Genomic DNA, 22,384 nt, shown 5'->3' on the forward strand with positions numbered 1-22,384 from the left:
CTTGGGTCATATCGAACGGCAGTCTGGCAGGCGTTGCAACGGTTGCGTTCCGGGCGCTTCTGTCACTCGCACCCCAGTGCATAATGAATTTCAGTCGACTGGTCCAGTGAATGCGAGCCCGTCATGCAGCAGACCACACCCCGCCGCGTAGGACGCCCCAGAGACCCCCGGGTAGAAGCCCGCGACGAACGCATCTACCAACTCATCGCCCAAGGAACCGACTCCCGCAGCGGCCTCGCATACGCCAGCGGCCACGACCGTGACGCCGTGTACCTGTCCTGCAAGCGGCTCCAGAACCAAGGCCGGATCCGGCAGTGTCTCGGCAGCAACGGGGCCGTGGTGTGGTCGATCGTCGACGGCACCCCGTGCCCCTGAGGAGCCAGCCGTGAGCATCGTCGAGTACTTCGCCGCAGACGACGTCGCCTGGCAGGACGATGCGCCGTGCGCCACCGCCGACTTCGACTTCATCCCCGACCAGGAGACCGAGTCCGGCGCTGCCGAAGCGGAGCAGGGTTGGTGCCGCACCTGCCCGTCGCGAACCCGCTGCATCGCCTGGGCCATGCTCCACGGCGCCGAAGGCTACTGGGGCGGCACCACCACCTACCAGCGCAACCAGCTCCGCCGCGTCCGCACCCGCGCGAAGTGCCCGATCTGCCAGGCCACGGCGCTGGTGTACGCCGACCCGCACGAACTGTGCCTCGCCTGCGGGGTGTCGTGGATCCGGGACGTGCGGGAGGAGCCGATCGCCGCTACGCCGCTACCGGCTGCGGGCGCGGCATAGCCCGGTCGATCTCCACCGCCCGCTCCCACGCCTCAGCCCACCGCCACGCATTCTGCGACAGCCTGAGCTGCTCGGCCACCGCGCGGCCCGCCTCCGAGAGTTCCTGCCGCAGCGCCGCCGACTCCCGCAGACGCCGCAACTCCCGGTACCAGACCCGGCCCCGCTCGGCGAGTATGCCCGCGCCCATCTCGTGCAGCCTGCGGTACTCGGCCCGCGGCGACGCCACCCACGGCACCCCGGCCGCGCTCATCTCCAAGGGCTTCAACCAGGATTTCGACCGGTTGAATCGGGTGTCCGCCAGCGGGGCGATCCCCACCCCCAGCTCGGCAACCGCGGCCGGCCACTCCTCGATCGGCACCCCGCCACCCACTGGATCCTCGGCGAGCCCGAACGCCCGGCCGGCACCCGTCGAATCGCCGCGCATGACGAACTCCGCGCCCTCGTCCACCAGCCGCGCGACGGCCCCGCCCACCACCTGGGGGTCGTTCGGGTGGCTGTGGATGGAGCCCGGCCAGCCGATCACGTCGGAGTCCGTACGGGGCAGCCCGTAGTACGTGTCGGGCAGATAGTTGTGGAGGACGTGCCCGCGGCCGTGGCGGGCGTACACGTCGAGGAGGGCAGGCGCTGACACCGTCACCAGCGATGCAGTGCGGCAGGCCAGCGCCAGGTTGTGCCACGAGTGCAGCCCGGCGCCCGGACGGTGCACGGCCCACGCCGGGTTGTCGGGGTGGATGGCCGACAGGTCGTCGTCGACGTCCACGACGACGACGACGCCCTTGGCGCGCATGACGCCGACGGCCTGCGCCATGTAGGCGTGCGTGACGCGTTGGAGGACGACGACGTCGGCGTCGACGAGGACGTCCTTGACGGTGTCGCCGTCCATGACGACGCGGACGTTACGGTCGCGGGTGCCGATGACTTCGACGTCGTGTCCCGCCTTGGCGACGGCTTCGCCGGGCCAGCGCATCCGGAAGCTGCCGCAGCCGAACGAGTCGGACGGGTACACGACGATTTTCACGCGCTGGTCCTCTTGGCCGTCGCGGCGCGCTGCGGCGCCTTCTCCAGCTTGTCCACGCGGGCCGCGAGTTCGGCGACCTGCTTCTCCAGCTCGGCCACCCGGTCGGGCCCAGCTTCGGCCGTCGCCTGTCCACCGGCGAGCTCAGCGAAGACCTCGGCGGCAACGATGCGCGCACGTGCGTCGATGGCGCTCACGCGGCGACTCCCTTCGGGGTCGTCGGGGAAACCTGCGCGCGGGTCAGCAGCGTCAGCACGGCCAGCACGAATCCGTTGACCGCGGCGACGGTGCCGGCCGACACGTTGAAGTGGTAGGCGGCCAGCAGATCGGCCGTCACGGTGACGAGGGCGGTGAACGCGGCCGGGGCGATCGGGCGCGTCAGTATCGCGGTGGCGACGCCGAACGCGGCGGTGATGACGGCGACCCAGCCCGCGGCTTCCTCCGCGTCGAGGCCCACGCTGAGGGACACGACGAGGGAGAGAGCGCCGGAGATGGTGCTGATCCACAGCGCCGGTTCGCGGCCGAAGAGTTTGATCTGCATGGTTATGCCTCCGGGACGTCGAGGTGGACGGTGACGGACTCGATCGACTGCCTGAGCTCGGCGACGATCGCCGCGGGGTCGAGGTCGCCGAGCCCGGCCGCGAGTTGGGCCACGGTGTCGACGAGCTTGTTGATCGTCTCGGCCTGCGCGGCGACCTTGGCCTCGGTGCGTCGGCTGACGATCTCGATGTTCCGCACCGAGGTGGCCAGCACAATGTGCGTGTTGGCGGGGTCGTCGACCGGGTTGGCGATGACGCCGTCAAGGGTCAGCGTCCGCTTCGCCGTGGCGGTGGCGATCTGCTCGATCTCGTTGGCGGTCAGGGTCACGTCGTCCTCCTCAGGGGGTGGGGTGGTGCCGGTCGCGCGGGCGACGATGCCCGGGAACACGACCTCGTTGAACTGGCGCACGCGGGCGTCGCCGGGGCACGCGGTGCCGGACGTTGACCACTCGCGGTGCAGTCGGTGGTAGCCGTAGCCGGGGTCGGATGCGGTGCGGCAGATCCTCAGCGGGATGGCGTGCGTCTTGTGGAGCCACACGCCGAGCTGGATGAGCTGCTCGATCTGTTCCGGCGTCCACGGGTCGGATGCCTTGGTGTTGGAGGCGGTCTCGATGGACACGGCTCCGGTGCCGTCAGCCCTGCGGTTGGCGTCCGCGTTGGCGTCGGCGCGGGTCTGCGTGCCGATGTACTGCGCGAGGTCGCCCGCGTAGCCGAGCCCGAAGTGGGACTCCAGGTTCGTGCTGTCGCGCCAGTACTCGTAGGTTCGCTTCGCGGTCCACGGGCCTGCGATCGAGTGGACGATGAGCTGCGTCGGCCGGATGGCCTGCTGGCTGTCCGATTCCGGTTGCAGCTCCATCTTCACGGCGCCCGGATACCAGGCCATGGCACACGCTCCTTACAGGGGGAAGACGACGATTCGGCGGGACAGGAACGTGCCCGTGCCAGAGCTGACCCGGTATTTCGCGGTGAAGACGTTGCTGCCCGGCGTCAGGTCCGTGTGCAGCGCCACCCCCGACGCCGTCACCCCAGCCCCAGCAACGCCGTACACGCCCATACCCCGGTTGTCCGCGGCCGCGATCGACGTCGCCCCCGACACCTCGTACGCCATTCGCGACGAGCCGGCACCCGAGTTCTCCATCGTCCCGTGGACGATGACCAGCGCCCTCGGCCCGGTGGTGCAGGTGACGGCGGGCCCGGGGGTGGCGAGGTCGTCGAAGGTGGTGGAGGTGCCGGTTTCCGTGGTGAGGACGGCGGCGCTGGCGGAGATCCGTTCGGAGATTTCGTTGGTGCCGGAGACGGCGAAGTGCGCGCCCGATGTGGTGGCTTTGGCGGGTGCGGTTTCGTTGAGGTTGTCCCGCAGGAACGAGTTGAATTGAGCCGCCGTGAAAACGGAACTCGCAACGGCTGTCATTGGCGCTGACCAGGCGATTTGAACCACCCCCCTTCTAGAACGGCACGACGGTGATGCGGCGGGCAGAGAATGTGCCGGTCCCGGACGACACCCGGTATCTCGCGGTGAACGTGTTCACTCCCGGTGTGAGAGGGGTCATCAGCGTCACGTCGCTCGCGCCGATGTTCGTGAGGGCGCCCTCGAAAATGTGGATGCCACGATGGTCGGCGGGCGCCTGGTTGTGCGCGCCGGACACTTCGTAGGCCATCCGCGCGCTGCCGGCACCGGAGTTCTCGATGGAACCACGGACCATGACCAGGGCAGCGGGGCCGGTTTCGCAGGTGACGGAGGGGCCGACGCTGGTCCCGGACAGGTTGCCGTAGGTGGTGGAGGTGGTGGTGCCGGTGGTGAGGTCCGCGCCGGTGACGGCTCTGCGTTCGATGATGCTGTTGACGGCCGCGCCCACGAAGTAGCTGCCTGCCGCGGTGGCTTTGGCGGGCGCGGTCTCGTTGAGGTTGTCGCGCACGAACTGGTTGAACTGGGCTGCGCTGAATGTCGAGTTGGCGACCGCCGTCATTGGCGCTGACCAGGCCATCAGCGCACCTCACCCGGGGTGGCGGGGACGCCGTGCTCGGCGTTCTCTGCCCGCAGCTCGTCCACCGTCTGCCCGTGGGGGACGCGGAAGCGGACCGCGGTGTCGTGATCCTGCGGGTACCAGTTCCGGGTGTGCGGTACCGGGCGCAGCATGAGCACCGTGGTGATCTCGGCGAGCAGTGCGGGCCAGTCGATGGGTGCGGTCATTCCGCAGTACGAGCAGTGGAACTGCGGTTTCTGCACGGTGCGCGGTGAGGCGGGGTTGCGGGGGTTGATGCGGTCGTAGAGGTGCTCGACGCTGCCGCAGCCGGGGCGTGGGCAGTCGGCGACCCAGTCCCCTGAGTAGACGTATGCGCGGGCTTTCGCCGCGAGGAGCTCCATGGGGGCGAAGGTAGGCGCCCCCCAGCGAAGATCATTCCGGCGGGTCAGGTGCCGAACCGTCCCACGTCGAAAGCGCCCTGTACGGGGTGGTCGAAGATGAACACGTTGTCGGGGTTGTCGGCCGCGCTCGGGTCGAAAACCCCGTCGTCGAAGCCGAGTCCGGCGACGTCGAAGGTGAACGGATTTGGCGGCACGATCAGTCCGGTGCGCTCACAGCCCAAGGTGGCGTAGTGCACCCGCGTCTCGCAGTCGGTCTCGGCCTCCTCCTCGCTGGGCATGCGGGCGATGGTGTGCTCGATGGACTCGACGTGGAAGTCCGCATCCAAGCCGAGCTCACCATGCCGGATGGTGATCATGTCGGAGATCGTGCGGGTGAGGATCTGCAGCAGATGATCCGAGTCGGACGATACGAGGCGCATCGACACGGTCGGCCGGCGCTGCGCGTAGTGGGCCAGCAGCAGCAGGGCGATGGCGGCGGCGTCGTTCTGGTTGGCCCAGGGCGCGTCGCCCGGGTTGGAGCGCTGGCCGTGGCGCTGAATGCTCACCGAGTCGGCTGCCGACACTTTCACCGTGCGGGCCACGGGCACCGGCCGGGCGCGGAGTTGGAGGTGGGTGATGGTGACGGTCCCGCCGATCGCGGTGACGCTGATCGTCGTGGACTGCCCGGAGCGGCGGGAGATCGACGTGGCGACGGTGCCGGGGCCGCCGATGATGATGTCCGTGCCGATGACCAGGTCGAGGGCATCCCGGAACGGATCGCTCGCTTTGGCCTGCACTTGGATGCTCTGGCCGAGGGTGAGAGCCACGGTGTCGTCGCTGGACCAGACGACGGCGTAGGCGTCTTCCGGGCGCCGCTCCTCGACGTCGAAGGAGACGTCGTTGACGATGTCGCGCCAGCCGTGGGAGTAGCCGAACGGTTCGAGGAACGAGAGTTCTGGCACAGCTTCTCCTACGGTTCGGTCATCTGCCAGGCGACGGTGGACGTGTCCGTGCCCGACGACGACGTGATGGTGAAGCTGGTCCCTGGGGTGCGGGCGGAGACACGCAGCCAGCCCGGGGTGCCGCCGGGGACGTTCGACGTGAGCTGGATGCGGGTGTTCGCGGTGACAGCCGAGGTGGACACCGTGACGGTGCCGGCCGCGAGGACCGCGACGCCGCTGCGCAGGATCGGCTTCCAGGTGCCGCCGATGCGGGCGTAGAAGTCGGAGCCGTCGGTGCGGATGGCGGTGGTGCCGTTGAGGGGGGTCTGGGTGAAGGAGGCATCGGTGGGGGCGGCGCCCGTGACCAGTTTGGTGGGCTGGTTGCCTTCCCATGCGGCGGGGATGGTGCCGCCTGCTTGGGAGCCGAGGTTGCTGTAGCAGTTCTCGACCTTCCAGGCGCCGGAGGAGCCGACGTAGAAGATGTGGTCTCCGCCGGGTGCGGTGCCGTACCGGCCGGTGACGTTGCGCAGGACGGTGCGCTGTCCGGTCGGGCTGAAGGCGACGACGCCCGCGTTGATCGTGGCGACGGCACCGTTGGAGATGAGGACGTTTTCCAGTGCGGAGTGTCCGGCTGCCCAGTCGATGATGGTCTGGGGGGTGGCGAATCCTCCCGTGAAGCCGCCCGCGTACAGGTACAGGCGGTCGACCCAGATCCCGACGCACGAGTCGTCGGCGAGCAGGTGGCTTCCGCCTTGCATGGCGGAGGTTTCCATTTTGCAGTCGACGATGTAGATGCCGTTCGGGTTGTTGATCGATACGGCGCCGTCTTCGATCCTCAGCGCGCCATTGTGGAAGTTCTCCCACCTGCATCCGTGGAAAACGATTTGGTTCACGTTGTCGTCGGAATAGCCGAACCCAGACGCGGCCGACGCGTTCCGCAGGTGAACTGCCGGGAGGGTCGCGCCGTTCGTGCCGCCGCTGGATTCGAAGACGCAGTTGTAGAACCTGCTGTCCCACAGCTCGACGCCGTCGACGAGCCGTTCTGTGGACGAGGTGAGCAGCACGTCTCTGAACACCAAATTGTTGGCGTAGTAACAGCGCACGGCGGTACCGGACAGGCCGTTGCCGTTGACCGTCATGGACTGAATGCCGGAGTACTTGACGTGCGTGGCGCCGGTCGCGTCCGCTGCTGGCCCGGACATGTCGACGACTGGGGTTCCGGCCGTGGCGCGGCGCAGCTGCGTGGCCACCCGCCCGGCGCCGACCAGGGTGACGTTGCTGGGCACCGTGACGTTGAGGGAGTAGACCCCCTCGGGGAAGAACACGGCGCCGCCGCCGAAGGTGGCCACGCTGTTGATCGTGCTCTGTACCACCGTGCTGCTGTTGGTGACCCCGGTGTTGTCGGCGCCGTTGGCGATGGCGTTGACGGAGATCTGTTCCAGCCGGGTGTCGAGGTTCTCCAGCGCGGTGTTGAGGACGGTGCCCCACCCGGTTTGCCCGACGGTCGGCACAGTGATCATTGGTCATCCTCCGTAGGGGCCGAAGCCGTAGCAGCCGCTGCCGTACTGGGTGACGGGGTCGTTGCAGGGGTCGCAGGCGCCGATCAGTCGTGACGCGAACACGGCCTGCGGGGTGAGAGAAGCGGCGCGCAGCAGGCGGTGATGCCGGTCGCGGAAAACGAAGGTCCCGTCCGGGGCGACGTAGGCGATCGAGGGCGGCCCTTCGGAGGCGAGGAGGTCGGTCATCGCGCCGAATGCGTCGCCCTCCTCCAGCCACCACCACGGCACGAACGTCGCCCCGAGGTCGAGGTCGCGTGGCCCGGTCCAGCCGACTGCGTCGAGGATGACGCCCATCAGGGTGCCGGTGCGCTGCGCCTGATACAGCTCCGTCGACACCTTCACGCCCTGCAGCAGCGACAGCAGGTCCAGGCCGGTGATGTCGATGGAGCGGTCCCCGCGGTCCGGATGGATGTCGAGGTCATCCACGCGGCCCATGAACAGCGGGTACAGCGTGTCGTCGTAGACCGTCTCGACCTTCACCGGGGCGGCCGGGGACATGTCGTCGGCGATCGGCGAGTCCGGGTTCTCCGGGCTGTACACCCGGTCGGCGTTGCACAAGGTCATCGACAGGGAGCCCACCTTGGGTGGCGCCAGCTGCCGGGCTTGGTCGCGGCCGTAGGAGAAGACGACCGGGCCCCGCTGCAGGACCTCCGAGGTGACGTCGTCGTACGCGTCGTCGAAGTCGCCGTCACCGGTCCAGTCGACGGCGACGGTGTAGCCCTCCGGCAGGGTGGGCGTGATGTTGAAGTTGTCGAAGTAGGCGTAGTCGCTGCTGGGAGGGCCGCCGGTGACTAGCGGTGTGCAGTGCGCCAGCAGCTGCACTTCGAGGTTGTTTTCCGCCGTCCACCCAGGCGCGATGGTGGAATGTTGGGTGGTCCACTCGCGGCCGTTCGGCGAGGTGTCCCAGTAGAGGATGCTCGCCGATTCGCGGATCCGCAGCCACGCGTGAGCGGCCGCATCGTACGGGATGACGGCCGCGTTCTCGTCGACGAAATCGGTGTGGACGGCCATCGCCAAAAGGCTGGTCGCGGCGTCGACTTCGAACGCGATCTGCGTGCCGACCACATCGGAGAGGATGAGCAGCTGCGCGTAGGACTCCGAATGCCCGGGCCCGGACGGCGGGATCAGATGCACGTGGGCGTGGGAGCCCTGCAGCCGGTAGCGGGCGGCTGACGCGTATGCGGCGAAGCCCTCGTCGCACGGCACCCGCGCCAGCCCGGCCGGCTGGTCCGGCAGCGTGCCGCCCGGCCCGGAGTTGTAGTTGTTCGGCCACTTCACTGTGTCGACGGCGGGGTCGTCGAAGTCGTCGGTCAGGTCGGCGAAGACCGCGGTCGATGGGAGGGCGTTGAAGTTGTCGAACTCCGCGAAGTCGGCGACACCGGAGTCGCGGTGGGTGATGAGCTGGATTTCCAGGTCCGCGTCGGCCACCCAGGCGGGTGAGGCCAGGGTGCGGCGGGTTGTCCAGGTCAGGCCGTCCGCGCTGGTCTCCCACAGGAGGGTTCCGGCGGTCTCGCGGATGCGGACCCACCGGTGTGCGACCGGGTCGTAGGTGAGGATCGTCGCCCCGGCATCGACGTAACCGACACGGCTGGCGAGGGTGAGATCGCCGGTGACGGCGTTGACCTCGGCGATGATGTCGGTCCCGGCCGTCGAGGACGTGATGAGGAGCTGCGCGTACGCCTCGCTGGCCGCGCCACCCGCTGCCGGCGGATACATCTGAACCCAGGCGTGGGAGCCAGCCAAGGTGTACGTGTTGTCGCTGGTGAACGCGGCGAACCCGGTGTCGCAGGGGACGCGGGCCCGCCCGCCGGTCTCCGTGGGCGGGCCTCCGGCGCCGGTGTTGTAGTTGCTGGGCCACTTGGTGGTGTCGACGACGCCATCAGAGAACGTATCGACCAGTGCTTCGGTCAGCGGCATCAGGCCGCTCCCCTCAGCGCGCGGGGCAGCCGGTTGGTGCGGGCCAGGTTGTCGAGGCTCTTGGCGAGCCAGTCCTCCACCTGCATGCGCGAGCCGAGGACCCCGTTGTTCTGCACGACCACAGTGATGTGCGGCGCCGCCGCCTGCGATGCGGCAGCACGCTGGGTACGGCGCTCACCGACCGCCAGTGCCGGCCGCGACACCGCGGGTGCGACGGCGGCGCGGATGTCCTTGGGTGCCCCGTCACGGACGGCAGCGGATACGCGGTCCATGGCGGTCTGCACGATGGGCACGCTGCGGGTGATGCCGTCGCGGAGGCCGTGGACGGTCATCCGGCCAACGAGGTCCATCACCCGCGATGGGGACTTGATCCCGAGCGCTTTCTTGATCGCCGCCTGCATGCCCTTGGCGATGTTCAGCATGAGCTTCTCGATGTCCTTCTTCTGGCCTTGGAGGCCAGTGAGGAAGCCCTTGCCTGCGTTCTTCCCGGAGTCGTAGAGCATGTCGGCGCCGGACTTGCCGAGCTTCGACGAGGCCGAACTGATCTGGGTGTTGAGCGAGTTGTACCGCTTGATCGTCGCGGCGTCAGCGCCCGCGAGGGACTGTGCGAACGCGGCGCCCTGCTCCGGGCCCATCTCCAGGATCTGCCGCAGCAGGTCCTTGTTGACGCCCTTCTTCTGCAGCTTGGACACGTTCGACGTGAACGATTTGATCTGCGCCAGGCTCGCCTTCATCTGCTGCTCGACGTACTTCGGGGAGTAGGCGTCGTCCTGGACGATGGAGGCGAGACTGCCGGTGGCCCGCGATGCGTTGGCCGTGTCCGCGGCGAACTTGTTCGCTTCGGCGATCTTCTTGGAGACGGCGTCCCGCTTGGCCGCCTGCTTGAGAAGGTCATCCGTCTCGCGGGCGACCATCTTCAGCAGCGACGATTCCTTCTTCCCGGAGAACGCGGTCTTGATGTCGTTCGAGAGATCCTTCGCCACCGCTTTGATCTTGTCGCGGGAGCCCGTCAACCCCTTGATGAACCCGGCGCCCACGTCCTTCGCGAGGGCCTGCGTCTTCTTCGACGGGGAGGCGATCTCCAACTCCTGCCGGATGCCCGCCTCGACCGCGGCCGCCATCATCTTCGCCGCAGCGAGGACCGCCCCCGTGCTGCTGGTCAGGCCCGACGCCAGACCCGTCCCAGCGTCCGCGCCGGCCCCGGCCATGCCTCCGGCCGCCAGGCCGATTCCGCCGGAGTTGATGGCCTTCAGCAGGGGCAGGTGCTTTGCGGTCTGTTTGGCGTTGACGACGAACTCGTCCTTGCTCAGCCACGGCGCGTACACGTCGTCGGACGTCGTCGTGCCGGGCCCGTCGACGAGGCCGCCGCGGGCGTAGCCGCGGTACTTGAAGCCTTTCCCGGTGTACAGGCCGCCTGTCGCGCCGACCGTTTCGTGGACGCTGCGATTGGTCGTGGTGACGATGCTGTTGACGTAGTTCGTCGTGACCTTGTTGTTGTAGGTCCACGTCGTGGCGGTCTTCCCGTTCAGGTTGGACAGCGCCTTCGATACTGCGCCGATCGACCCGATGGCCTGCCCGTTCTTCGCGAAGACCTCGGTACGCCCGTCCGGCAGCTGCTTTGTTTTCAGGCCGACAGCTTCCAGCGCCGCGATCGCAGCCCCGTTGAGGGTGTCGACCTTCACGGTCTTCGCGCCGGGCGTCTTCTGGATCTCCGCCTGGACTGCCTTCAGTCCCGCGACGGCGTCGGCGCGCTCGGCCTTGATCAGGGTCTTCACTTCGGACGGGGTGCCGAGGAGGGTGTTGGTGTACTCCTGCGCCTTCTTCTTGTTTCCGTCGAAGGCGTCCGTCGCGAGGCGCAGCATCGTCTCGCGGAGCTTGTCCGACTTCCCCGCCATCGACTCCAGCGAGCTGCCCGCCGCGAGGCCCGACGCGATCAGTTCGTCCTGGGACTTGGCCGCGGCGAGCATGGCCTGCCCGTTCGCCTGCCCGGCGGCGGTGTCGAGGTTGAGGGTGGCGCCGTGTTCCTTGAAGGAGGCGGTCAGGCTGTCGACTGCGGCTTCGAACTGGATCTGCGCCCCGTACGCGGACTGGTTGACCTCGTTCAGTGCGGTGATCGCCGCCCGCAGGCCGTCCGCCGCACCCCTCTGTGCGGTGAGTTTCGCGCTGGTGTCCTGGGCCTGCTGGCCGAAGATCCCCATGGCCTTGGTCGCGAGTTCCTGCTCGAACTTCGCGTCGGCGACGGCGGCTTTGTACTGCGGGAAGAGGCTGTTGATCTCTTTGAGGGAATGGCCTTCTGCGAGGGCTGCGTCCCGGATGGCGTTGAAGTCCTGCGCGGCCATCTTCCCGTTGCCGCTGGAGACCAGGCCGGCCATGGCCTTGTCGAGGCCGGTGAAGTCGTCCTTGAGTGCGCTGAGGGACTTTGAGCCCTTGGTGAGGTCGTTAGCGGGACCGGCGATCCATTCGGCGATGTCGTCGAGGACGGGGATGTGGACGCCGGTCGGGTCGTCGCTGAGTTGCTTTGTCGCGTCGTCCAGCAGCTTCATCTTGGCGACGAGGCCGTCGATGCTGCCGAACGTCGCCTGCAGTTCGCCGGTGAACTTGCCTGTGTCCGCGAGTCGTTTGAGGGACACGGTGAGTCTGTCGACGTCAGGCGGGGCGGTCTTGCCCATGTCTGAGAGTTTCGACAGGGCGATGAGGAGCAGGCCGATGCCGGTTCCGGCGACGGCGAGTTTCGCGCTGCGGGACATTGCGCCCATCGCGGCTCCGAGGCGGGGCAGGACGCCGGTGGCTCCGGCCGCTGCGAGGCGCATCGCTGCGATCGACGCGGTGAATCCGGCGACGGCTCCGGAGGTTGCGGCCATCGCCACGGCCGCCAGGCGCACAGCCTTCAGTGCGATGGCGAGTTGCAGCAAGGTCGTGATGACGCCGGGTGGGACCGCGGCGACGATCCCGGCGAGCGCGTTGACGACGGTGAGGAGTCCCGGGCCGACGTTGGAGGCGGCTTGCAGCAGGTTCGACAGGGCTTCACCCAGCTTGGCCAGCGTGTCCTGCACCAGCGGCCCGTTCGCCCGCGCGTACTCCATGAACTGGGAGAACGCGCCGGACACCTTGCCCGTGTCCGCGGTGCGCATGAAGCGGATCAGTCCGTCGTTCGCCTTCGCGAGGGCGCCGGTGGCGAACTCGGAGAAGGTGCGCATGAACTGGTCGAAGCCGGATGAGGCGACGCCGCCCGCGGCGATCGTCACGAACCGGTCCAGCTGCGTGCCCGCACCCTGCACCATCGGCGTCAGCTTCGGGAACACCGCGCCGAACGTCTGCATCGCCTTGGTCGCGACGGGCATCGTGCTGGACGCGAGGCTGTCGGACCACTCCCGGTACTCGGACTTCAGGCTGGACAGGGCGACCGCGGCCTGGCGGGTAGCGGGCGGCATCTGCGCCATCTGCCGGGCGTAGGCGGCCGATGCGTCGCTGGCCTGCTTCGACGCGGCGCCGTGTTCAGAGACGGCGTCCTTGTATTTCTTCTCCGCCTCGGACGCCTCCGACAGCGCGGTCACCTGCCCGGCCGCCGCTGCGGCGAACGCCCCGACCGCGACCGTCGCAGCGCCCACGCTCGCGGCGATCGGCAACGCCTGCGCGGCGATCGGGATCAGTGCCGGCGCGAGACTGATTGCGGTTCTCTTCAGCTGTCCCAGCGTGTTGTTGAAGGCGGTGCCGCCGCCGGCCGCCCGGTTGAAGGCGGTGCCGATGAGGCGGGACTCGGAGACGAAGCGGCCGCGCATGTCGCGGAGGCGGCCGTCTGCGGCGCGGGAGAAGTCGCGTAGTGCCCGGGATGCGGGGTCGGTGTTGGCGTTGACGTTGACGTGGGCGTCGCCGACGGGGGTGCTCATGCGAGGGTCACCCCCATTGCTCCGAGGAAGGACTGACTGGCGTCTTCAGCTCCGGTCCACCACCAGGGGGCGCCGGTGTCCTCCTGGGAGTCGATCTCGCGGCGGTCCTGGCCTGGGACGGCCCATGCCGAAACCCCGAGGTCGGCGTCGAAGCGGGCTCGTGCCTGGGCCTCGGTCTGTCCGTCGTGGACGGTGAGCCGCGTGAGCATTTCGGTGTAGATCGTGTTCAGGAATCGGTCGGCTGGGAGGGCAGCGAGATCGACTCCACGGGCTGTGTACTCTCCGTCGAGCTGGTGCCAGAGTCCGGGCTCGCAGGCCCATCCGACGAGGGCTGCGACGGCTGTGTAGGGCGGCCGGCGTACTCCTCCAGCAGCCAGAGGACGACTTCGGACATTTGGCCGTCGTCGATGGGGTGCTTCTTGTCGGCGAGTCGGGCGGCGAAGCGGGTGTAGGACTCGTCGAAGAGGACGAGGGAGAGGGCGCGCTTGAGGAGGTCGTGCTGTTCCTGGTAGTTCTCGACGTCGCCGGTGGAGGTGTAGAGGGTGACGAATTCGGCGTAGATGTCGCCGGGCAGTACGGGTGCGGCTTCGAAGATGTCGTCGTCGATGCGGAAGTCGAGGAGTTTGCGCTTCTTGGTGAAGTCGCGGGCTGCGGCCGGGGGTGCCGCTGCGGCCATGCTGGGGGGCGCGGCGGGTGCGGCGCCGTTCGGGTGTGTGAGCAGCTCGGTCATGCGGGTGACGGTAGGTTCGCCCCCGCCATGATCATTCCGGCGGTTCCTGAACCATGGTTCAGGAACCGGCCTCAGCTGGATACGCGCACGTCAGGGTGGTTGTCGACGAGGTCCAGCACGAGGGCAAGGGCGCGGCCCCGGTAGTACTCGCGGCCCCGAACTGGCGCCTCGCGAGCGTCCCGCAACGCCGCGATGACCGTGCGCTCAAGCTCCGGTGCGACATCGCCCGGCAGCCCCAGAGCGACCCGCACGACGCGGTCGAACCCCTCCCGCTCGTGCACCCCAAGCCGGATGCGGGGATCGCCCGAGGTGATTCCGAACTTGATCACGTCATTGATCTCGTCGTGCACAAGGTAGAAGACGTCCCACGCCTTGCCCTTACAGAATCGGCAGATCCCCTGCCCGCTGAGTACGCCAAGCGGCCACGGCGTGCACTCGTGCCCATTGGCGCAGAGGACACGATGAGGAGTTTCTGTCCCCTTCCACTCTTCTTCGAGGACCACCCCGCCAAGCTCCTCAACCCGCGCCCGGAACCTTCCCCAAGACGCCTCAGGATCTCGGCCCGCGCACGTCCTGCAGATGCCCCTACCGATCGCGACGCTGGCTGGGGTGGGCCGCACGACATGGCCTTCCCTGCAACGAACGCGGTGATGCTTGTTCACGCCATGCCACTGAGGCTCCTCAACGGTGCCCCCTTGTTCAGCGACTTGGGCTACGAACCTTGCCTGAGCAGCTTTCGGATCGTTGCGGGCGCAGGTGGGACAGATGCCTCCGCCTGCGTTTACGTGTCCAGGTACGGGAGACGACAAGTGCCCTTCCCTGCACCTGACCCGGTGATGCAGCTTCGAACCCTTGTAGACGTCCTCCAGCACAACACCGCCAAGGTCTTTGACGCGGTCCTGGAATTTCTGCCACACAGCCTGCGAGTCTCGCCCAGAACAGGTCCTGCAAATCGCGCCACCCTGCTGCACGCGATTCGGCGTAGGGGCGCATTCGTGTCCTTCTGGGCAGCTCACGCGGTGCGGCTTGGAAGCCCCTTGCCACTCCGCTTCCAGGACGGTGCCCCCCTGTTCCGATATCACGGCTTTGAACTGAGCCCATGCCCGGACGGACTTCATCAGCGGGCGTCTCGGGTTGACGATGCGCACAAGCCGTGGCGTAGTGTCGGTCATGGCCGCTCCTTGCTGTACTCAAGGTTGTCGGTCAGGGCCGTCGGTGTTCCCGCATCGGCGGCCCGCTGTTATCAAGAACGTCTCAACCACCGCTGAAGTTCCGCCGGTTCGTGAAGTCGCCTAGGTTATAGAGCTGCCCGCAATGCTTCCTTCAAGAAATTGTTGGGCTTATTTCCGGGGTGCATTACTGCCTTCGCGTACACCATTCGGCCTCCCATGGTGAAGCGCAGCGCGCGGGCACGGATAGGTCGAATTGGGTGGGGCCGCGTGCCGCCGATTACCCACAACGCGGCGGGATGCCGGACATTCACGACGCCCTGGAAGTCGCCGCCCGGCCCGGTGCGGATCTGCACGGTGAGGTTGCGGCCGTCGCCCATGCTGCCTGGCGCCCGGCGCCGCGCTTCCGCTTCGACGCGCCGTACCCGGCGTTCCATGTCCCGGTACACCATGCCGCCGGGCAGGCGCAGCATCCGCTGGATCGCCGTGCGGTTCAGTTCGAAGCTTGTCGCCACCGTGAATTCCACGGTCAGTTCCTCGGCAGGGACACGAACGCGCGGACCTCGTTGCCGACGCAGCCACCCGTCGGGCCCTGCGCGGTGAGCGGCCGCATGAGGTAGTCGGAGATCTCCCGGTCCTGGTTCATCTGGCACAAGGTGGTGGAGACGGCGCGCATCATCTCGTACGCGTCGGTCAGCACCTCCCGCGCCGAGGCGTCCAGTTCGGCAGTGGTCGGCGCGGTCAGCTGGCCGTCCGGGTTCGGGGCGCACCGCACGATCTGCATGACGATCTCGGCCGCCTCCCACGGTGCGTCACAGGAGTTGCCGACGCGGGTGAGCGCCGGGTTGGGGAACTGCTCGGTGGGATAGATCTGGTTGACGGACACGGCGAGCATGCCGCAGTCGCATTCGTCCCAGGCGATCGCCCCCGGCACGACACCGTGCCGGGCCGGGCTCACGGTGAGCTCGGCGTGGATCGCCTGCTCCAGCCGGGCCGCGACGGTGTACCACTTCAACGCACCGGAAATCATCGCCATGGGTCACGTCCCCGCTCTACGCACAGTCGGCCGGTCAATGCTGTACACCCGCGACCGCTGCCGCAGCCCGGCCGGGTTCCACGTCGCGATGAACGCGTCCACCAGATACAGCCCGGTGCGGCCCTGACTGAACAGCTCACCCACATCCGGGTACAGGATGGTCACACCCTGCCGCACGAGCTGCTTCAGCCCGGCCGGGAGCTTGCAGTCCCCGCCGTCCGCGGCCTTCGCGATCTCGCACGCCAGCTGCCCCATCGCCAGCGCCGCCCCGGCCGGGAGCGGCTCCCCATACCGGGCCGTCACCGACCACGTGCCCACGCCGGAGTCCTCAGACAGGTCATTGCAGCGCGGCCACCTGCCGCCGTCCGTCCGTACCAGGATCCGATTGTTGTCCAACCGGTAGGCCGACGACGCGAGGACCACCCCGTCAATGACGACCTCGGTCACGTCGTACACCGGGGCCGGCAGGCGCACCTCCGACACCTCCCCGCACGAACAACCCGACGAGCACGAGCCGCACGTCAGGTTGAACCACAGGCCGCCGATCAGCGCGGGCTGCGGCCACGACGAGGCGGTCCATGGGGGGCCGAAGTCGTCGTAGAAGCGGCCCTCCTCACAGCCGGATGCGCACGGGCGGAGTGTGACCTCGCACAGCCCGAACCGCATCCCCGACAGCGCGTACAGCGTCTCCGTCGCCATCGACACCGCCACCCCGGTCACCGCCGGATTCAACGTCGACAGCTCGCACGTCCACGTGACGGGCCAGTCCGCGCACGGGCCGCGCATATCGCCGGTCCCGGACGGCGTACTCAAGATCGGGTTGATGACCGGCATGGGCCCTCCTAGGCGGGCATGAGGGCACGAACAGCAGCGGTGATCCGCCGGGACAGGTAGACGTGGCCGGCGTCGGTGGGGTGGATGGCGTCGCCGCCGACGTAGGCGGCCGCGTTCGCCGCGGTGATCCACGCCCCGTGCGTGGTCACCAGGGCGCCCGCCGCGTCGTAGCAGGATCCGGTGACGGGCGAGATGAACGGGAACCCGGCGGCGGCCGCTGCCGTGCGCAGCGTCGTGTCCGTGTTGGTGACGCCCGCGCCGGGGCTTCCGGTGGGTGACCAGCAGCCGATCACATACGTCTGGCACGACGGCAGCCCGGCCCTGATCGACGCGTACAGGGCTGCCGCCGCCGTGGCGATCGCGCCCTGGTCGCCGCTGCTGTCGTTGTAGCCGCCCCACACGATCAGCCGGTCCGGCGCCCACGCCACGACGTCCGCGGCGAGCCGGGTGGCGAATGTCGCGAAGCTGCCTGCGGTGATGTAGCCGGTGCCGCCGCGGCCCTGCTCCCACGCGTCGGTGGTGCCGAGGAAGCGCGCCGCACGGGCGAACCAGGTTCCCGCGCCCGCGCCGGTGTTCTGGCTGCTGCCGTCGCTGATGGAGTCGCCGAGGACCATGAGCCGGCCGCCCTGCGCGGGGACGCCCCACAGGGTCGCGGTGGGCGGGATGTACACGCCGCCGAACGGGAAGGTGGAGAAGTCCAGGCGGATCCTGCGCGGGGTGGCGGATCCGAAGTCGATGCTGATGAGGTGCCCGGACCCTGGGGTGGTGCCGCCGCTGGACTGCATGAGGTCGGTGACCTTGCGGCCGTCGATGGACAGCCTGAACATCGTGGCCGCCGAGATGTACTTCATGCGGACCTGGATGATCTGCGCGTCCGTGCCGAACTCCACGGACCAGATCCCTTGGCCGCTGGCGTAGGTGTTCGGGTACTTGGACAGCGGCAGCACGTAGTTGGTGTCGGGCGCGCCCGCACCGATCGCGAAGTTCCCGGCACCCATGTAGGAGAACGGCCCGGTCACGTCCGTGCCGGTCAACGCCACGCCAGCGGGCGCGTACTTGATGTACCCGGCGGTCGGGGTCGTGGTCTGTGCGGTGCTGATGCTCGGCGCGGTCCCGGTGTGGAGGCTGTCGGCGATGAGCGGGTCGGGGAGGTCGCGGCGGAGCCACGCGTTGGCGATCCCGGCGCTGGTGCCGTCGGCGACGATGCCTGTGTCGGTGAGCTTGTCGATCAGGTCGGTCAGGGCGGTCCCGTCGGCGCGGGATCCGGTGACGGTCTGCCTGGTGACTGGGGTGGCGCCGTACAGGCCGACCGTGTTGGCGGCGCCGTCGAGGACGTGCCGGGTTGCCCCGTACAGGGCATCAACGAACTCGACTTTCCCGGCAACCTGCAGGTTCTGTGCGTCGGCGCTGAGGCGGAAGTAGGAGTGCTGGGTGCCGTTGAATCCGGTGCCGGACCAGACGCTGATGATGAGGTCGCCGCCGGTGCCTTCGACGTCGTTGGCCGCCCCGCCGGTGCGGAAGCGATATCCGCGCACAAAGTTGGTGATCGTCAGGTCGCCGTTGGCGATCTGCGCGTCGCCGTCGACGTTGAGCCCGGCCAGGAATGCCGTGCCCTGCTCGATCGCGGAGACGCGGGCGAGCGCATCGGCGACGAAGCCGTCCAGGCTGGTGACCTGCCCGGACAGTGTGGTGACTGTGCCGGTGAGGTTGTTGACGACGAGGATCGTCGCGTAGGTAGCGTCGGCCCGCGTGATCTCGTCGAGGATGTCCTGCTGCGTCGCAGCCTGAGCCGCCGCACCCACCGCGATCTCGAACGCCTCCGAGTCGATGTGGACCCAGTACCGGCCCTCCTCGACCCAGAACTCCAGGCGGCCCGTCCCGGAAGTGCTGAGCGGGTTCGCGAGCGGCGTCGTGCCGGCGCCGTCGGCGTACAGGGTGGCGAGGGTGTTCGTCTCGTGCTGGAACACCCTCGCCACAACGCTGCTGGCGAGCGCCCCGGAGGGGAACCAGAACAGCTCGCTGTACTGGGCAAGCGCCACGGCTCCCCCTCCCGGGACGGTGCTACGCGGCCACTGTGGTCGGGTTGCAGGCGATCGTCGGCGGCTCGGTCGTGGTCACGTTCCACACCCAGTGCTCGTCCGGGTCGATCGTCTCCCCGGCCGGCAGGTAGTCGGAGCCCACCAACGTCACCCACTGCGCTGCCGTGCCGCGGGTCTCCGAGGTGGTCTCTAGCGTGGAGCGGCCGTTCTCAACCATGTATGCGCCGAGCTGGGTGGCGCCCACGTTCGGCCAGGCGTTGTAGATGTACCGCTGGGCTCCGGACGCGTCGCAGGCTCCCGCTCCGGCGACTTCCTGCCACACCTCCAGCGAGTAGCGGCGGGTGGGGTTGCCCTCGGCGACGGCGAAGCCTGTGCCGGTGGTGGGGGTGCCGATGGTGAGTTCGCGGGCGGAGATCATGACGGCGACGGCCGAGGTGTTGATCTCGCAGAACTGCGAGGTCAGGTTCATGCGCTTCAGCGTCGGGTCGTCCTTCTGGTTCACGCACGGCGAGCCGTCCGCGGTCCGCGCGAAGAACTCCACCCCGTCCTCGTACTGGGGCTCCATGTTGACCTGCACGAAGCCGCGGGTGACGACGACCAGCCCGGACGTGCCGGTGATGGGCACCCCGCAGGCGTCCAATTCGATGATGCGCATGTGCGTGCCCTTGATGGGAGTCGCGCACGTGGAGACTGTGGCCATGGGATTGATCTCCTATTCGGTGGGCACGCCCAGGGCGATGTGCGCGGCCAGATGGCAGCACTCGAAGCCAAGCAGGTAGGTGCGCTCGGCCAGCATTCGGATCGTGTTGGAGGTCCGGTCCAGGGAATCCCGCAGCCGGGAAACGTACGGGTCGGACCGGTATCCCCACGCTGCGCCGGTGGCGTAGATCCACGCCGTACCGGCGGCCGCCGCGGTGCCGTCCGGGGCGCTGCCGGTGTATCCGGTCCCGGCGACGATGAGGTTCCCAGCCGGGGTGACCAGGCGGCCGTCGTCGTCGACGCGGGCGAGCTTCCACGCAGCCAGTGTCGGGAGTGCCGACCTTGGTACGTGGATGAGGCCCTGCCCGGAGTAGCAGGCCGCGAGCTCCTGCTCCAGCGCGCCGAGCGCCTGCGCGACGTCCGCTCCGCCGGTGACGACCGGGGAGGCGACCGTCTGCAGGACCACGTCCCCGTCGACGACCTCGGCGTCGGCGGCCAGGTGCGGGAAGACAACGTCCTGGCCACCCGCCACGCCGGTCCAGAACGCGGCCTCGACCTGCGCCTGTTCGACGCGGGCGAGCGCAGCCGAGGCGATCGACTCGGCCTCGCCGAGACCGACGGGCGAGCACTCGAACTCGGCGTAGACCGTGAACGATGTGGCTCCCCGCGAGCCTTGCTCAACGTTCGCGGTTTTGGCCGGCGGTTCCGGCGGCGAGCCGGTGCCGGTGACCGCGAGGCATTCGTCGTAGGTGGTGTCGCCGGTCGGGCATCGCTCGATCCACGTGATGCCCTGCTGCCAGTGCGGTCCGTTCGCGGCCGGGTGCTGGACGGTGTCCCACAGCCCGTACGGGAGGGGGGTGAACACTGCTGGCAGATCGACGAGTTGGCGTGCGGCCATCGGCGCTCACCCCTTTCCCTCGGTTCGTGTCACGGCCAGACGTCAGACGCGGACGGTGCCGGTGAGGAGCGCCGAGGTGGAGCCGTTGACGTTGAAGGCGACCGTGTACCGGCGGGATTCGTGGCCGACCTTGGCGATGAGGTGCGCCTCCTCGGACCAGGCGGCCGTGTGGTCGTTGGTTTCGTTCAGCACCGAGTCGCGGATGACACCCAGGTCGAGGGTCATGCCGTTGCCGTGGATGAACGTGCCAGCCGCGTAGATGAGGAAGTCCACCGTGGTCGGCCAGGCGGTCATCTTCGTGGCGTTGCCGAACTGGGAGGCGCCGCGGACCTGCCAGTCGTTGACCCACTGGACGGCGATGTTCCGGGCGGTGAAGTACCGGTTCACCTCGGACAGCGGGATGTCGCCGAGCTCGACGCCGGCCTTCCAGGCAAGGTCGGCCTGGATGACGTCGCGGACCCAGTACGGGAACACGACCTCCAGCACGTCGTCGATGCACATGCCGTAGCGGGCCCGGTAGTCGGTGGCGGCGAGGCCGACCGCGTTGTAGATCCGCGGGGCGGCGGCGTCGGTGGCTGCGCCGCCGGTGATGGCGGTCGCGGCAGTGGAGCGGGCGAGCATGAGCGCGATCAGCCGGGCGTTGATGACATGCGAGTGCGCGGCCATCAGCAGCTGCAGCGTGTTCTGCGTCGCCTCCGGCCAGGCGTCGTCGGTGAGGTTGCCCGCGGTGAGGCAGTACCCGTACGCCTCCAGCCGCTCCTCGTCCATGTCCGAGCAGGGGACGCGGATGCAGGGCTTGGTCGGGGAGCCGGTGGCGGCGGCGATGTCGTCGGCCTCGGTCCACAGGAACGGGGTGCTCGTGTTGGAGAGTGTGGCGGCGAACCCTGCGAAGGCGGTGCCTCCGGAGAGGGCGTCGGCGAGGCTCGGGGAGACGGGGTACTGGATGCCGCCGCGGGTGACGCCGAAGGTGGGGAGGTCGATGAGGCCGTCTTCGCAGGCGATGTTGAAGAAGTCGTAGCGGGGCTCGGACGGGGCGCACCAGCCGCCGCCAGCGACGAGGGCTTCCTGCTTGTCGGGGCCGGTGAGGAACTGGATGAGTTCCTTCATCTCGCCGCGGGTGGTGCGGTTGTCGACGCTGTGGGTGAAGTCGTTGCGGATGGACGCAACGAGCTGCTCGCTGGGCTGCCCGGAGGTGATGGGCATGGACTTGGCCTTGCGGGCTGTCACGTCGGCGAGGGCGGTGAGGCTGGTCAGTCCTTCACCGCGGGCGACGCCGGGGATGTCCACCGAGGCGGTGACGGCGAGGCGCTGGGACGGGACCTGCGGGGTGGGGGCGTGCTGTGCGGTCTCGGCGAGGGACGCGGTTGCGCGGCGTGCGATCTCGTCGGGGCGGACGGTCCCGCCGCGGCGGTCGAGCATGAACGCCGACAGCGCGGCGGTGACGCCTCGCGCGGATGCCTGCGCGATGGCCTCGGGGTCGACCTGCGCGTTGTGCTCGGCGGCGGCCTGCGCGGCGGGGGCGCCGTTGACGCGGGTCTGCAGATGTCCCAGCTGCTCGGCGACGCGGGCCTGCTGACGCTGCGCTTCCTGCTCGGCGCGGACCTCACGAACCCTCAGTTCGCCGCGGATGCGGTCGAGGTCGTCGGTGAGGCGCATCGCGTAGGTGAGCGTGTCGGGGTCGACGTTGTCGATCTCGGAGACGCGGGTGAATTCGGTGACTGCGCGGGTTTCGAGTTCGGCGAGGTCGGTGTCGCTGGCGAGGGTGAGATCGGACGGGGCACTGAAGAGCTCTTCGGCTGCCACGTGGTCCTCCGTTGCGAAGAGGGGTTGTGCGCCCGTCAAGTTGGCGCCTATTCGCTCGGAGGTTAGCGCATAGCACACGGTCCGGCAAAGGTCAATTACCTTCACCGGACCGGCATACCTAAAGGTCAGACACTTGGAGGGGGCGGCGGCGGAGGTGCCGGACGACGCCTCTTATTGCAGCTGCACACGATTG

At 68.6% G+C, this 22,384-nt stretch carries 23 protein-coding genes; 2 read left to right on the plus strand and 21 right to left on the minus strand.

From position 1 onward, the window contains the following. The first annotated feature begins 123 nt into the window (after positions 1 to 123). Entirely contained in the window at positions 124 to 375 is a 252-nt protein-coding gene (locus tag OG252_RS12970; protein ID WP_329336041.1) for a hypothetical protein, read from the plus strand. Positions 376 to 385: 10 nt separating this feature from the next. Continuing rightward, the gene (locus tag OG252_RS12975; protein ID WP_329336043.1) at positions 386 to 781 is read left to right on the plus strand and encodes a WhiB family transcriptional regulator; all 396 of its coding nucleotides are present in this window, start codon (positions 386 to 388) and stop codon (positions 779 to 781) included. Here the strand turns inward: OG252_RS12975 and OG252_RS12980 are convergent. The 21 genes from OG252_RS12980 to OG252_RS13080 all read right to left on the minus strand — a co-directional run bounded on the left by OG252_RS12980 (position 750) and on the right by OG252_RS13080 (position 22,191). Then, positions 750 to 1,799 (minus strand): hypothetical protein, encoded by a 1,050-nt coding sequence (locus OG252_RS12980; RefSeq protein ID WP_329336045.1) that lies wholly within the window; start codon positions 1,797 to 1,799, stop codon positions 750 to 752. The genes OG252_RS12975 and OG252_RS12980 overlap by 32 nt on opposite strands. After that, on the minus strand, positions 1,796 to 1,993 hold the full coding sequence (locus tag OG252_RS12985) for a hypothetical protein (RefSeq protein ID WP_329336047.1): 198 nt from the start codon (positions 1,991 to 1,993) through the stop codon (positions 1,796 to 1,798). Before OG252_RS12985 ends, OG252_RS12980 begins: the two co-directional genes overlap by 4 nt. Continuing rightward, a complete protein-coding gene (locus OG252_RS12990) occupies positions 1,990 to 2,337 on the minus strand; it encodes a hypothetical protein (RefSeq protein ID WP_329336049.1) in 348 nt (115 codons plus the stop codon). Before OG252_RS12990 ends, OG252_RS12985 begins: the two co-directional genes overlap by 4 nt. Before the next feature lie 2 nt (positions 2,338 to 2,339). After that, positions 2,340 to 3,218: a peptidoglycan recognition protein family protein gene (locus OG252_RS12995; protein WP_329336051.1), complete on the minus strand. Its 879-nt coding sequence runs from the start codon at positions 3,216 to 3,218 to the stop codon at positions 2,340 to 2,342. Between the two features lie 12 nt (positions 3,219 to 3,230). Beyond that, a complete protein-coding gene (locus OG252_RS13000) occupies positions 3,231 to 3,746 on the minus strand; it encodes a hypothetical protein (protein ID WP_329336052.1) in 516 nt (171 codons plus the stop codon). A gap of 34 nt (positions 3,747 to 3,780) precedes the next feature. Then, positions 3,781 to 4,320: a hypothetical protein gene (locus OG252_RS13005; RefSeq protein WP_329336054.1), complete on the minus strand. Its 540-nt coding sequence runs from the start codon at positions 4,318 to 4,320 to the stop codon at positions 3,781 to 3,783. Next, a complete protein-coding gene (locus OG252_RS13010) occupies positions 4,320 to 4,700 on the minus strand; it encodes a hypothetical protein (protein WP_329336056.1) in 381 nt (126 codons plus the stop codon). The genes OG252_RS13005 and OG252_RS13010 overlap by 1 nt, the downstream gene beginning before the upstream one ends. A 44-nt stretch (positions 4,701 to 4,744) precedes the next feature. Beyond that, positions 4,745 to 5,641 carry a hypothetical protein gene (locus OG252_RS13015; protein ID WP_329336059.1) on the minus strand — a complete coding sequence of 299 codons (897 nt, stop codon included), beginning with the start codon at positions 5,639 to 5,641 and terminating at the stop codon, positions 4,745 to 4,747. An 8-nt stretch (positions 5,642 to 5,649) separates the two neighbouring features. After that, positions 5,650 to 7,140 (minus strand): glycosyl hydrolase family 28-related protein, encoded by a 1,491-nt coding sequence (locus OG252_RS13020; RefSeq protein ID WP_329336061.1) that lies wholly within the window; start codon positions 7,138 to 7,140, stop codon positions 5,650 to 5,652. Between the two features lie 3 nt (positions 7,141 to 7,143). Beyond that, positions 7,144 to 9,096, minus strand: a complete 1,953-nt coding sequence (locus tag OG252_RS13025) for a hypothetical protein (protein WP_329336063.1) — start codon at positions 9,094 to 9,096, stop codon at positions 7,144 to 7,146. Beyond that, a complete protein-coding gene (locus OG252_RS13030) occupies positions 9,096 to 12,983 on the minus strand; it encodes a hypothetical protein (protein ID WP_329336065.1) in 3,888 nt (1,295 codons plus the stop codon). Before OG252_RS13030 ends, OG252_RS13025 begins: the two co-directional genes overlap by 1 nt. Next, positions 12,980 to 13,192 (minus strand): hypothetical protein, encoded by a 213-nt coding sequence (locus tag OG252_RS13035; protein WP_329336066.1) that lies wholly within the window; start codon positions 13,190 to 13,192, stop codon positions 12,980 to 12,982. The genes OG252_RS13030 and OG252_RS13035 overlap by 4 nt, the downstream gene beginning before the upstream one ends. Positions 13,193 to 13,209: 17 nt before the next feature. After that, positions 13,210 to 13,713, minus strand: a complete 504-nt coding sequence (locus tag OG252_RS13040; protein WP_329336067.1) for a hypothetical protein — start codon at positions 13,711 to 13,713, stop codon at positions 13,210 to 13,212. A 71-nt stretch (positions 13,714 to 13,784) separates the two neighbouring features. Further along, positions 13,785 to 14,216 (minus strand): hypothetical protein, encoded by a 432-nt coding sequence (locus OG252_RS13045; protein WP_329336068.1) that lies wholly within the window; start codon positions 14,214 to 14,216, stop codon positions 13,785 to 13,787. Positions 14,217 to 15,010: 794 nt separating this feature from the next. Continuing rightward, on the minus strand, positions 15,011 to 15,409 hold the full coding sequence (locus OG252_RS13050) for a hypothetical protein (protein ID WP_329336070.1): 399 nt from the start codon (positions 15,407 to 15,409) through the stop codon (positions 15,011 to 15,013). A 2-nt stretch (positions 15,410 to 15,411) separates the two neighbouring features. Further along, complete coding sequence (locus tag OG252_RS13055; protein ID WP_329336072.1) at positions 15,412 to 15,918, minus strand: hypothetical protein; 507 nt, start codon at positions 15,916 to 15,918, stop codon at positions 15,412 to 15,414. Between the two features lie 3 nt (positions 15,919 to 15,921). Next, positions 15,922 to 16,752 (minus strand): hypothetical protein, encoded by an 831-nt coding sequence (locus OG252_RS13060; RefSeq protein WP_329336074.1) that lies wholly within the window; start codon positions 16,750 to 16,752, stop codon positions 15,922 to 15,924. An 8-nt stretch (positions 16,753 to 16,760) separates the two neighbouring features. Next, a complete protein-coding gene (locus tag OG252_RS13065; protein ID WP_329336076.1) occupies positions 16,761 to 18,791 on the minus strand; it encodes an SGNH/GDSL hydrolase family protein in 2,031 nt (676 codons plus the stop codon). Between the two features lie 22 nt (positions 18,792 to 18,813). Next, positions 18,814 to 19,491, minus strand: a complete 678-nt coding sequence (locus tag OG252_RS13070; protein ID WP_329336078.1) for a hypothetical protein — start codon at positions 19,489 to 19,491, stop codon at positions 18,814 to 18,816. 12 nt (positions 19,492 to 19,503) lie between these two features. Continuing rightward, positions 19,504 to 20,388, minus strand: coding sequence for a hypothetical protein (locus tag OG252_RS13075; protein WP_329336080.1), 885 nt, complete (start codon positions 20,386 to 20,388; stop codon positions 19,504 to 19,506). A 42-nt stretch (positions 20,389 to 20,430) separates the two neighbouring features. Then, on the minus strand, positions 20,431 to 22,191 hold the full coding sequence (locus OG252_RS13080; protein WP_329336082.1) for a major capsid protein: 1,761 nt from the start codon (positions 22,189 to 22,191) through the stop codon (positions 20,431 to 20,433). Positions 22,192 to 22,384: the final 193 nt, after the last annotated feature.

Origin of the sequence: Streptomyces sp. NBC_01352, from assembly GCF_036237295.1 — a bacterium.
Lineage (GTDB): Bacteria > Actinomycetota > Actinomycetes > Streptomycetales > Streptomycetaceae > Streptomyces > Streptomyces plumbiresistens.